Raw genomic sequence first — 12299 nt, 5'->3', positions numbered from 1 at the left:
ACCCAGTCCGGGTCGAACGCGGACGCGCTGAGCTTCTCGAAGTCTTGGGCACTTATCGAGCCAGCACCCGTCGGTAACACTGCCCGGAGCGGGGCCAGCGCCGACAGCGCATCGCGATTGCCGGCTTCGGCGTTTCCGGGTTGGTGCGGCCACGCTCCGATGACCAGCCCCGCACACCAAACATTGTGTGAGGCAAGGGCTTCCAGTGTGAGCGCGGTGTGGTTCAGGGTTCCCAGTTCGGCCGACACCACGACCAGCACCGGCGCGGCAAGGTCGATTGCGATGTCGCGCAGCGTCACCCCGTCGGTTCCCAACTCGACGAGCAGCCCGCCGGCGCCCTCGACCAGCATCAGATCGGCGTCGACGGCGCACACCGACGCGACCAATTCCGAACGGCCCGGCAATGCCATGCCGGCGCGGTGCGCGGCCGCGGCCGGGGCGAGCGGCTCGGGAAAGCGTGCCAGGCCGGACAATTCGGTAACGCCCGACAGCCGGGCGATGTCGGCGAGGTCGTCGTCGCCGTCCGCAATGCCGGTCTGCACGGGCTTGCACACCGCGACGTCGATGCCCGCCAGCCGTGCATGACAGGCCAGCGCCGCCGTGGCCACCGTCTTGCCGACGCCGGTGTCGGTGCCCGTAACGACGAGAACGCTCACCCGCGTGCCGTTGCCAGCACTTCCGTGAGCACGCGCCGGGCCAAGTCCAATTCGTCGTCGGACAGCGACGCCCGCGCGGTGAGCCGAAGCCGCGAGGTGCCCGCGGGCACCGTCGGCGGCCGGAAGCAGCCGACCCGGACACCCCGGTCCAGGCAGGCGGTCGCCGCCGCCAGCGCCACCTCGGGTGCACCGAGGATCACCGACACCACCGCCGACTCCGGCGGTTCGGGAACGTCGCACACCCGGGCCAGCTCGTCGGCGAAGCGCAGCACCGCCTGTGCCCGCCACGGCTCGGCCGTCAGCACCCGCAGCGCCGCCCATGCGGCGCCCACCGCGGCCGGTGCCAGCCCGGTGTCGAAGATGAACGGCCGCGCGGCATCGATCAGGTGCTCGCGCACCGCTGCCGGACCAAGCACCGCGCCGCCCTGGCTGCCCAGCGCCTTCGACATCGTCGCGGTCATCACGACATCCTGCGCACCGGCGAGCCCGACCTCGTCCAGCAGGCCACGCCCACCGGTCCCCCGCACCCCGAGCCCGTGCGCCTCGTCGACGATCAGCAGGGCACCGTGGCGCCGGCAGACGTCGTGGAGCTGACGCAGCGGCGCCAGCACCCCGTCGGCGCTGAACACCGAATCGGTGATCACCACCGCGCGCTCCTCGTCGCGGGCCGCCAATTCCCGGTCCACCGCCGCTACATCGCGGTGCGGCGTTACCGCCACCCGGGCCCGGGACAACCGGCAGGCATCGACCAGCGACGCATGGGTCAGTGCATCCGACACCAGCAAGGAGCCCGGCCCCGACAGCGCGACCACCGCGCCGAGGTTGGCGGTGTAACCCGACGAAAACACCAGCGCCGACTCGGCGCCGACGAAGTCGGCGAGCGCGGCCTCGAAGCCCTCGTGCAATTCGGTGTTGCCGGTGACCAGCCGGGATCCGGACGACCCGGCGCCCCAGGTGCGCAGCGCGGCCACGCCGCCGTCGATCACGTCGGGATGCTGCGACAGGCCGAGGTAGTCGTTGGACGCCAGATCGAGCTCGGCCCCGACCGGCGGCCGCGCACTCAGGGATCGGCGCAGTCCGGCCGCGCGGCGCTGCCGCTCGACGTCGTCGAGCCACGCCAGCGGGGAAAGACCTGCGCGGGTCACGATGCTCCCTCCCTTCCTGGGCGCGCCTTCCTGGGCGCGACTTGAACACGTCGGCCGAGCCGACAATTGAACGCCGTTCAGGTTAATGCACGCGCGACGCCAACCTTCGCCGAGGTGAGTGACGAAGGTCACGCGGCTGCGCCGTCACAAACAGCGCGTCGTCGGGTTCTCAAGTTAGAGAGGTGCCCACCACTTCAAGGAGAAGACCATGAACCTCGCTCTGTGGATCGTTGCCGGACTGCTTGCCGTCGCCTACCTGATCGGTGGCGCCGGCAAGGTGATCATGCAGAAGGAGAAGATAGCCGCCGCTACGCCGAGTGCGAGATGGGTCGAAGACTTCAGCGCCGGCTCGGTCAAGGCCATCGGAGCACTCGAGGTCCTCGGCGCGGCCGGCCTGATCCTGCCCGCCGCACTCGACATCGCGCCGGTTCTGGTGCCGCTGGCAGCTGCCGGTCTGGGATTGATCATGGTTGGCGCGGCGATCACCCGCCTCCGTCGCCATGAGCTCAAGGCGATGGCGGCTGACCTGGCCTATCTCGCCCTGGCCGCCTTCGTCGCGTGGGGCCGCTTCGGCCCCGAGTCCTTCACCGCACAGCTCGGCACCGCCGAGAAATGGCTCGCGGCGATCCTCACCGCCGGCGCCGTCGTCGTTGCCCTCTGGATCGCCGGACACGAGAGTCGGAGACGGCGTCGCGAACCGCGTTTCAGCCCAACGCAGCGGCTGTCGCAACCATCGCCGAGGTGATCTGCGCGATCTCGTCCGGCGTGCAGATGTAGGGCGGCATGGCGTAGACGAGGTTGCGGAACGGGCGCAGCCAGATGCCTCGGTCCAATGCCGTCGCGGTGGCCACCCGCAGGTCGACCGGATCCGTCATCTCGATCACCCCGATGGCGCCGAGCACCCGAACGTCGGCGACGCCGGGCAGCGACCGCGCCGGCTGCAGGCCGTCGCGCAGGCCGGCCTCGATCTGTGCCACCCGGGACCGCCAGTCGCCGCCGAGCAGCAGCTCGACCGACGCCACCGCCACCGAGCACGCCAGCGCGTTGGCCATGAACGTCGGGCCATGCATCAACGCACCCGGTTCATGGCTGCTGATCGTGTGCGCGATGCGGGTGGTGCACAGCGTGCCGGCCAGGGTGATGTATCCACCGGTCAGCGCCTTGCCCACGCACATGATGTCCGGGCTCACCCCGGCGTGGTCGGCGGCGAACAGTTCACCGGTGCGGCCGAAGCCGGTGGCGATCTCGTCGAAGATCAGCAGCACGCCGTTGCGGGAGCAGATGTCCCGCAGGTCGGTCAGGTGGCGCGGGTGGTGGAAGCGCATGCCGCCCGCGCCCTGCACCACCGGCTCCACGATGACCGCCGCCAGTTCGTCGGCGTGTTGCGTCAGCTGCTTTTCGAAGGCGGCGCTGTAGGCCGGGTCGTAGGTATTGGGCACCTGCGGGGCGAACACCTGACGGGCCAACACGTCGGTCCACAACGAGTGCATGCCGCCGTCCGGGTCGCAGACACTCATCGGGGTGAACGTGTCGCCGTGGTAGCCGCCGCGCCATGTCATCAGCCGGTGCTTGCCGGGACGGTCGAGGCTGCGCCAGTACTGCAGGGCCATCTTGACCGCGACCTCGACCGAGACCGAGCCGGAGTCGCTGAAGAACACGGTGTCCAGGCCGTCGGGGGTGATCTGCACCAGCAGCTGGGCCAGCCGGGCGGCGGGCTCGTGGGTCAGGCCGCCGAACATGACGTGGTTCATGGTGGCGAGCTGGGTGGCGACGGCCCCGTCCAGCACCGGGTGCGCGTGGCCGTGGATCGCTGTCCACCACGAACTCATCGCGTCCAGCACGTCGACAGGCCGCCCGTCGTTGATCACCGTCAGCCATGCGCCACGGGCCCCGACCGCGACGACGGGCGGCGGCGCCTCGGCGCCGATGGTGCTGTAGGGATGCCACACATGGGCGGCGTCGATCGCGCTGATCTCGGCTGGGGTCATCGCGGACATCTTGGGTAGATTAACCGTCGACCATGATGACCCTCGCCCCTTCCCGTCCGGCGCCGGTGAAGGCTCCGCCTGCCCCAAAGGCAGATCGCAATTCCGGTTTCTACCGACACGATCTGGATGGCCTGCGCGGTATCGCCATCGCTCTCGTTGCGGTGTTTCACATCTGGTTCGGCCGCGTTTCCGGCGGTGTCGACGTTTTTCTGGCGCTGTCCGGATTCTTCTTCGGCGGTCGACTGCTGCGCGCCGCGCTGACGCCGGGTGCGTCGTTGTGGCCGGTTCCCGAGGTGACCCGGTTGGTGCGGCGGCTGCTGCCGGCGCTCGTTGTGGTGCTTGCCGCATCGGCGGTGCTGACCATCCTGGTGCAGCCCGAAACCCGCTGGGAGACGTTTGCCGACCAAAGTCTGGCCAGCCTCGGCTATTTCCAGAACTGGGAATTGTCCGCCACCGCATCGGATTATCTGCGCGCCGGTGAGGCGGTGAGCCCGCTGCAGCACATCTGGTCGATGTCGGTGCAGGGCCAGTTCTACATCGCCTTCCTCGCGCTGATCTTTCTGTTCGCGCTGCTGTTTCGCCGGCTGCTCGGCAAGTACATGCGGGTATCGCTTGTCGTGCTGCTGAGCTCGCTGACGATCGCGTCGTTCGTCTACGCGATATTTGCTCACAATGCCGACCAGGCGACCGCGTATTACAACAGTTTCGCCCGAGCGTGGGAACTGCTGCTGGGCGCGCTGGTGGGCGCGCTGGTCGGCTACGTCCGCTGGCCGAGGTGGCTGCGCTCGACGGTCGCGGTGGTCGCCCTGGCCGCGATCCTGTCCTGCGGTGCGCTGATCGACGGCGTGCAGGAATTCCCCGGCCCGTGGGCGCTGGTGCCCGTCGGTGCCACCATGCTGTTCATCCTCACCGGCGCCAATCGGCTGGCCGACCCGCACACCTGCGGTCGGCTGCCGCTGCCCAACCGGCTGCTGGCCACTGCGCCGTTCGTCACGCTCGGATCGATGGCGTACTCGCTCTACCTCTGGCACTGGCCGCTGCTGATCTTCTGGCTGTCCTACTCGGGGAGCTCGCGGGCCGGCTTCCTGGACGGCGCGGGCGTGCTGCTGGCCTCTGGTGTGCTGGCCTACCTGACCACCAAGTATGTCGAGAACCCGTTGCGCTACCGCACATCGACCCACATCGGGCCGGTGGTGACGACTCCGCTGCGCGCCCGGCTGCGCCGGCCCACCATTGTGCTCGGCTCGGTGGTGGCGCTGCTCGGGGTCGCGCTGACCGCGACGTCGTTCACCTGGCGTGAGCACGTCACCGTGCTACGCGCGGAAGGCAAAGGGCTGTCCGGGCTTTCGTCGCGGGATTATCCCGGCGCCCACGCCCTGCTGGACGATGCGGAGGTGCCCGAGGTGCCGATGCGCCCGACGGTGCTGGAAGCCATGACCGACGTGCCGGAGACCACCGCAGACGGCTGCATCAGTGATTTCGACAACGTCGGCGTGATCAACTGCACGTACGGCGACAAGTCCGCGACCCGCACCATCGCACTGGCCGGCGGATCGCACGCCGAGCACTGGGTCACCGCGCTGGATCAGCTGGGGCGCCTGCACGGCTTCAAGGTGGTTACCTACCTGAAGATGGGCTGCCCATTGACCACCGAGGAAATGCCGCTGGTGATGGGCGACAACCGGCCATATCCCGAGTGCCGCACGTGGAACGAACGGGTGCTGCCGAGACTCATCGCCGATCGCCCGGACTACGTGTTCACCACCGCCACCCGCCCGTGGAACATCAAGCCCGGCGACGTGATGCCTGGCACGTACATCGGAGTCTGGGAAACCTTCTCGCGCAACAACATTCCTATTCTGGCGATGCGGGACACGCCGTGGATGGTGCGCCTCGGAGAGCCGTTCTTCCCGTCCGACTGCCTGGCCGACGGCGGCAACGCCATCTCCTGTGGGATCAGGCGATCCGACGTGCTTTCCGACCGCAACCCCACACTCGATTTCGTCGCGCAGTTCCCACTGCTGAAACCGCTGGACCTGAGTGACGCGGTGTGCCGGGAGGACGTTTGCCGCGCCGTCGAGGGAAACGTCTTGCTGTACCACGACTCTCACCACATATCCACCACGTACATGCGCACCATGACCGACGAGCTCGGACGCCAGATCGCAGCCGGCACCGGCTGGTGGTGACCGGTGACCTCGAAAATGACCACGGTCTGGCCGGGGACCGCCTATCCGCTCGGCGCCACCTACGACGGTGCGGGCACCAACTTCTCGCTGTTCTCCGAGGTGGCCGAGAAGGTCGAGCTGTGCCTGATCGCCAAGGACGGATCCGAGGACCGGATCAACCTCGACGAGGTCGACGGATACGTGTGGCACGCCTATCTGCCGACGGTGACCCCCGGTCAGCGCTACGGCTTCCGGGTGTACGGGCCGTGGGATCCGGCGGCCGGGCACCGCTGCGATCCGAGCAAGCTGCTGCTTGATCCGTATGGGAAGTCGTTCCATGGCGACTTCGCTTTTTCCCAGGCGTTGTTCTCCTACGACCTGGCCGCCGCGGCGGCCGACCCCACCGACACCGGCACCCCGCCGATGGTCGACTCGCTCGGCCACACCATGACCAGCGTGGTGATCAACCCGTTCTTCGGCTGGGCGTCCGACCGTGCGCCGCGGACGCCGTATCACGAGACCATCATCTACGAGGCGCATGTCAAGGGCTTGACGCAAACCCATCCGGGCGTCCCCGAGGAACTGCGCGGAACCTACGCCGGTCTCGGCCATCCGGCGATCATCGATCACCTGAAGTCGCTCAATGTCACCGCGATCGAGCTGATGCCGGTGCACCAGTTCCTGCATGACCACCGGCTGATCGACCTGGGGCTGCGGAATTACTGGGGCTACAACACCTTTGGATTTTTCGCGCCGCACTACCAGTACGCCGCGAGCCGCCATGCGGGCGGCGCGGTGGCCGAATTCAAGACCATGGTCCGGTCGTTCCACGAGGCCGGAATCGAGGTCATCCTCGACGTGGTGTACAACCACACGGCCGAGGGCAACCACCTCGGGCCCACCATCAATTTCCGCGGTATCGACAACTCGGCCTACTACCGGCTGCTAGACGGAGACCTGAAGCTCTACAAGGATTTCACCGGCACCGGCAACAGCCTGAACGCCCGTCACCCGCACACGTTGCAGCTCATCATGGACTCGCTGCGGTACTGGGTGCTGGAGATGCACGTCGACGGTTTCCGCTTCGACCTGGCCGCCACACTGGCCCGCGAGTTCTACGACGTCGACCGCCTGAGCGCGTTCTTCGATCTGGTTCAGCAGGACCCGGTGGTCAGCCAGGTGAAGCTGATCGCCGAGCCGTGGGACATCGGCGAGGGCGGCTACCAGGTGGGCAACTTCCCCGGTTTGTGGACCGAGTGGAACGGGCAATATCGCGACACCGTGCGTGACTACTGGCGGGGCGAACCCGCGACCCTTGGCGAATTCGCCTCCCGGCTGACCGGCTCGTCGGACCTCTACGAGGAGACCGGACGGCGACCGGGCGCCAGCATCAACTTCGTCACCTGTCACGACGGGTTCACCCTGAACGACTTGGTGTCCTACAACGAAAAGCACAACGAGGCCAACGGCGAAGACAACCGGGACGGCGAAAGCCACAACCGGTCCTGGAACTGTGGCGTCGAGGGGCCGACCGATGATCCGGAGATCCTCGCGCTGCGGGCCAAGCAGATGCGCAACATCATGGGCACGCTGATGCTGTCGCAGGGCACGCCGATGATCTCGCACGGCGACGAGATCGGCCGCAGCCAGCGGGGCAACAACAATGTCTACTGCCAGGACTCCGAATTGTCCTGGATGGACTGGTCACTGTGCGAGACCAACGCCGACCTGCTGGCGTTCACCCGCCGGGTGACCGAGTTCCGCGCGAACCACCCGGTGTTCCGTCGGCGCAGGTTCTTCGAAGGCAAGCCGATCCGCAGCGGCGAGCAGGCCCGTGACATCGCGTGGCTGACCCCGGCCGGGCAGGAGATGACCCCAGAGGACTGGGGCAGTGGTTTCGGCAACTGCGTCGCGGTGTTTCTCAACGGCGAGGCCATTCCAACCCCCAACGAGCGCGGTGAACGAGTGGTCGACGACTCTTTCCTGTTGTGTTTCAACGCGCACGACGGGGCCGAGGACTTCGTCACCCCGGGCGGCAACTACGCCAACGAGTGGACCGCCGTGTGGGACACCGCCGAGCCGACCGGTGCGACCGACCTCGTCGTCGGGGCGGGCGAGAAGATCTCGCTGCAGGCGCGGTCGCTGTTGGTCCTGCGTAAGACCGCCTGACACATGCCTTCTCCGGTGCTCTCGACGTATCGGCTGCAGCTGCGCGGTGACGGCTTTACCTTCGCCGACGCCGAGAACCTACTGGACTACCTCGACGAGCTCGGGGTTTCCCATCTGTACTTGTCGCCGATCCTGACCGCGGCGCGGGGCTCGAAGCACGGCTACGACGTCACCGACCCCACCACGGTGTCCGAGGAGCTGGGCGGGGCCGACGGTCTCGCCCGGCTTTCGGCGGCGGCCCGGTCCCGCGGCATGGGGTTGATCGTCGACATCGTGCCCAACCACGTCGGCGTCGACCAACCCGAGCAGAACCCGTGGTGGTGGGACGTTCTCGAACATGGCCGTGACTCGCCGTACGCGAAGTTCTTCGACATCGATTGGGAGTTGGACGAGCGGGGCCGAATTGTGTTGCCGATCTTGGCTTCCGACGACGCCGACACCGATCTGGCGTTGCCGGAAGACGATAGGCACTACCGGCTGGCCGGCTGGCGCAGTGCTGCCTGCGGCTATCGCCGGTTCTTCGCGATCACCTCGCTCGCCGGGTTGCGGCAGGAGGACCGTGAGGTGTTCGACGCCACCCACGCGGAGGTGAAACGCTGGTTCACCGAGGGCTTGGTCGACGGGGTTCGTGTCGACCACCCCGACGGATTGTCCGACCCCGCCGGTTATCTGGCGTGGCTGCGCGAAGCCGTCGGCCCGGATGCCTGGATCGTCGTCGAGAAGATCCTGGCCGTCGACGAGCCGCTGGAAGCCACCCTGCCGGTCGCGGGCAGCACCGGCTATGACGCCTTGCGCGAAATCGGCGGGGTGTTCATCGATCCCGCGGGTGTGGACCCGCTGACCGCCCTCTACGAGTCGACCGGGGCGGACTACCCGGCGATGCCGACGCTGGTGCGGCAACTCAAGACCGCCGCGGCCACCGACACGCTGGCCGGTGAGCTTGCCCGGCTGCGCCGCGCGATCGTGTCGACCGCCGGCGCCGATGACCCGCGGATGCCGGAGGCCATCGCCGCGCTGCTCAGCCACATCGGTGTGTACCGGTCGGATTACCCCGGCCTGGCGGGGGTGATGGCGAACGCGCTGGCCGAAACCGCCGCGGAGACACCGGATCTGGCGCAGCCACTGGCGCTGGTCGCGGTGGCGTTGTCGGATGGCGGGGAACCGGCGGTGCGTATCCAGCAGCTCAGCGGCGCGGTGACGGCGAAGTCGATCGAGGACTGCCTGTTCTACCGGGATGCCCGGCTGGTTTCGCTGAACGAGGTCGGCGGTGACCCGCAGCGGTTCGGTGTCACCGCAGCGGAGTTTCACCAACGCGCCGCGGTGCGGTTCCGGCTGTGGCCGCACGCGATGACCACGCTGTCCACCCACGACACCAAGCGCGGCGAGGACGTGCGAGCCCGCATCGGGGTGCTGTCACAGGTGCCGTCGCTATGGGCCGAGCTCGTCGCCAAGTGGGAGCTGGCGGCCCCGTCACCGGACGGGGTTACCGGACTGTTCCTGTGGCAGAACATCTTCGGGGTGTGGCCGGTCGACGGTGATGTGACCGACGAACTGCGCGGCCGGTTGCACCACTACGCGGAGAAGGCCATTCGCGAGGCCGCCACCCACACGTCGTGGCACGATCCGGACATCGATTTCGAGGCATCGGTGCACCGCTGGCTGGACACGGTCCTCAACGGCCCGGTCGGTGCCGAGCTGACCGCCCTCGTTACCCGGCTTGCCGAGCATGCCCGCAATGACGCACTCGGGCAGAAGCTGCTGGCGCTGACCGTGCCGGGGGTGCCCGACGTCTATCAGGGCACCGAGTTGTGGGAGGACAGCCTCGTCGACCCGGACAATCGTCGACCCGTGGACTTCGCCGCGAGACGCGAGGCGCTGGCCCGGCGGGACCACCCGAAGATCACGGTGACCTCGTCGGCACTGCGGCTGCGCAGGCGCCGGCCGGAAAGCTTCCTGACCGGCGGCTACACCCCGGTGTTGGCGCACGGGTCGGCGGCCGAGCACATTGTGGCGTTTCTGCGTGGCGAGGACGTGCTGGTGGCGGTGGCGCGACACACCGTGCGGTTGGCCGAGACCGGTTGGGATGACACGGTTTTGCCGCTGCCCGATGGCGAATGGGTGGATTCCCTCACCGGCCAACGGCTGGCGGGTCCGGTGTCGGCCGCCGACCTGTTCGCCACCTTGACCGTCGCATTGCTGGAGCGGGTCGATGGCTGAGTTCGCGGTGTGGGCTCCGCGGCCCGAGCGCGTCCGGCTCGACGTGGACGGCACGCTGCATTCGATGACGCGGTCGCCGGACGGCTGGTGGCGCGCCGACGTCCCCGACACTCAGGCGCGCCCTGCTGTTCGGTACGGCTTCGTGCTCGACGATGACCCGACCGTGCTTCCGGACCCGCGGTCGGCCCGCCAGCCCGACGGCGTGCATGGGCGCTCGCAGCGATGGCAGCCGGGCGCGGGCGTCTGGACCGACGCCGACTGGCCCGGCCGGTCCATCGCGGGCAGGGTGATCTACGAATTGCACGTCGGCGCGTTCACTTTCGACGGCACGTTCGATGCGGCCGTCGAAAAGCTGGACTACCTGGTCGATCTGGGAGTCGATTTCGTCGAGCTGATGCCGGTCAACGCCTTCGGCGGCCCGCACGGCTGGGGTTATGACGGTGTGCTTTGGTACACCGTGCACGAGCCGTATGGCGGGCCCGACGGCCTGATCCGCTTCATCAACGCCTGCCACCAACGCGGCCTGGGCGTGCTGATCGATACGGTGTTCAATCACCTCGGCCCGTCGGGCAACTATCTGCCGCGGTTCGGCCCGTACCTGTCGTCGGGCAGCAATCCGTGGGGCGAGTCGATCAACCTCGCCGATCCCGATGCCGACGAGGTGCGACGCTACATCATCGATTGCGCGTTGCGCTGGATGCGCGACTTCCATGTCGACGGTCTGCGGCTCGATGCCGTGCACGCGCTTGTCGACACCACCGCGATCCACATCCTGGAGGAGCTGGCCGCCGAAACCGATGCGCTGGCCGAGGAATTGGGCCGGCCGCTGTCGCTGATCGCGGAGAGCGACCTGAACGATCCGCGGCTGATCACCCCGCGTGACCGCGGCGGGTACGGCATGACCGCGCAATGGGATGACGACATCCACCACGCCATCCACACCGCGGTGTCCGGCGAACGCCAGGGTTACTATGCCGATTTCGGTTCGATGGAGACGCTCGCGCGGACGCTGAAGCACGGTTATTTCCACGCGGGCACGTATTCGTCGTTTCGCGGTCGCAGGCACGGACGACCACTCGATACCGCGACTATCCCGGCCACCCGGCTGATGGCCTACACCACCACCCACGACCAGGTGGGTAACCGCGCGGTCGGTGACCGGCCGTCGCAGCACCTGGATTCCGGACAGCTGGCCGTCATGGCCGCGCTGGCTATCCTTTCGCCGTACACCGCAATGCTTTTCATGGGCGAGGAGTGGGGCTCGTCGAGCCCGTTCCAGTTCTTCAGTTCCCATCCCGAGCCCGACCTGGCCAGGGCGACCGCCGAGGGTCGTAAGGCCGAGTTCGCCGAACACGGCTGGGACGCCGACGAGATCCCCGATCCGCAGGACCCGGAGACCTTCTTGCGATCGAAACTCGATTGGGACGAGGTCGACGCCGGTGACCATGGCCGGCTGCGCCAGACCTACCGGGAACTGATCGCGTTGCGGCACAACGAACCCGACCTGGCCGACCGGTGGCTGGATCATCTGCGGGTCGACTACGACGAGGACGCCCGCTGGATTGTGATGCACCGGGGCTCGCTTGCGATCGCGTGCAACCTGAACGCCGACGACGTGACGGTCCCGGTCACCGGTGAAATCGTGTTGGCCTGGGGTGAGCCGACCGTTGAAGCGAAAGCGACACGGCTCGAGGGGCATTCGTTCGCTGTGCTGCGTCTTGTCAAGTCGCCATCCACAGGCACGCGGCCTGTGGATAACTGACTACGCTGAAACCGCGATGTCGTGCATGCTGCCCGTCATGGCCAGCCCTTATCTGCCGCCGCCCATCGAGACCGCCACCGATCCGGTTCATTCCGCCGCCGACATGTGTCAACGTTGGCGTGCCCTGATGGGCCCTTTGGGATTCGGCGAAAGGCTGCTGTGGATCGGCTTCGTCGGCGCCGATCGTTGTATGT

The 12299-nt window shown here is 67.8% G+C and carries 8 protein-coding genes; 5 read left to right on the top strand and 3 right to left on the bottom strand.

Going from position 1 to position 12299, the window contains the following annotated elements:
• Together bioD and bioF are read right to left on the bottom strand one after the other, a co-directional pair.
• A partial coding sequence (bioD, locus tag ACRDU5_RS03230) for a dethiobiotin synthase (protein WP_526612775.1) occupies window positions 1-656 on the bottom strand: 656 nt, incomplete at its 3' end.
• Complete coding sequence (gene bioF / locus ACRDU5_RS03225; RefSeq protein WP_526612774.1) at window positions 653-1801, bottom strand: 8-amino-7-oxononanoate synthase; 1149 nt, start codon at window positions 1799-1801, stop codon at window positions 653-655. The genes bioF and bioD, both read right to left, overlap by 4 nt.
• Window positions 1802-2009: 208 nt before the next feature.
• On the opposite strand from bioF, the gene ACRDU5_RS03220 reads away from it, so the two are divergent.
• Window positions 2010-2546: a DoxX family protein gene (locus ACRDU5_RS03220; RefSeq protein WP_526612773.1), complete on the top strand. Its 537-nt coding sequence runs from the start codon at window positions 2010-2012 to the stop codon at window positions 2544-2546.
• Here the strand turns inward: ACRDU5_RS03220 and bioA are convergent.
• Window positions 2506-3798: an adenosylmethionine--8-amino-7-oxononanoate transaminase gene (bioA, locus tag ACRDU5_RS03215; RefSeq protein ID WP_526612772.1), complete on the bottom strand. Its 1293-nt coding sequence runs from the start codon at window positions 3796-3798 to the stop codon at window positions 2506-2508. The genes ACRDU5_RS03220 and bioA overlap by 41 nt on opposite strands.
• Before the next feature lie 23 nt (window positions 3799-3821).
• Between bioA and sucT the strand changes: the two genes are divergently transcribed.
• From sucT to treZ, 4 genes are read left to right on the top strand one after another with little or no spacing between them, the layout of a single operon-like run.
• On the top strand, window positions 3822-5978 hold the full coding sequence (sucT, locus tag ACRDU5_RS03210) for an acetyltransferase SucT (RefSeq protein ID WP_526612771.1): 2157 nt from the start codon (window positions 3822-3824) through the stop codon (window positions 5976-5978).
• A gap of 15 nt (window positions 5979-5993) precedes the next feature.
• Window positions 5994-8126: a glycogen debranching protein GlgX gene (gene glgX / locus ACRDU5_RS03205; RefSeq protein ID WP_526612776.1), complete on the top strand. Its 2133-nt coding sequence runs from the start codon at window positions 5994-5996 to the stop codon at window positions 8124-8126.
• Window positions 8127-8129: 3 nt separating this feature from the next.
• Window positions 8130-10343: a malto-oligosyltrehalose synthase gene (treY, locus tag ACRDU5_RS03200; RefSeq protein WP_526612770.1), complete on the top strand. Its 2214-nt coding sequence runs from the start codon at window positions 8130-8132 to the stop codon at window positions 10341-10343.
• A complete protein-coding gene (gene treZ / locus ACRDU5_RS03195) occupies window positions 10336-12105 on the top strand; it encodes a malto-oligosyltrehalose trehalohydrolase (protein WP_526612769.1) in 1770 nt (589 codons plus the stop codon). The genes treY and treZ overlap by 8 nt, the downstream gene beginning before the upstream one ends.
• The last annotated feature ends 194 nt before the right edge of the window (window positions 12106-12299 follow it).

The sequence above is a fragment of the Mycobacterium sp. genome, from assembly GCF_050701515.1.
GTDB lineage: Bacteria > Actinomycetota > Actinomycetes > Mycobacteriales > Mycobacteriaceae > Mycobacterium.
Note: the sequence above shows the minus strand (reverse complement) of the source record. Positions and strands in the feature narration are given on the sequence as shown.

Bases quoted from the DNA above. Each gene is read 5' to 3' on its own strand.
- bioA (WP_526612772.1), bottom strand. From the start codon at position 3,798: ATGTCCGCGATGACCCCAGCCGAGATCAGCGCGATCGACGCCGCCCAT.
- treY (WP_526612770.1), top strand. From the start codon at position 8,130: ATGCCTTCTCCGGTGCTCTCGACGTATCGGCTGCAGCTGCGCGGTGAC.
- glgX (WP_526612776.1), top strand. From the start codon at position 5,994: ATGACCACGGTCTGGCCGGGGACCGCCTATCCGCTCGGCGCCACCTAC.
- sucT (WP_526612771.1), top strand. From the start codon at position 3,822: ATGATGACCCTCGCCCCTTCCCGTCCGGCGCCGGTGAAGGCTCCGCCT.
- ACRDU5_RS03220 (WP_526612773.1), top strand. From the start codon at position 2,010: ATGAACCTCGCTCTGTGGATCGTTGCCGGACTGCTTGCCGTCGCCTAC.
- treZ (WP_526612769.1), top strand. From the start codon at position 10,336: ATGGCTGAGTTCGCGGTGTGGGCTCCGCGGCCCGAGCGCGTCCGGCTC.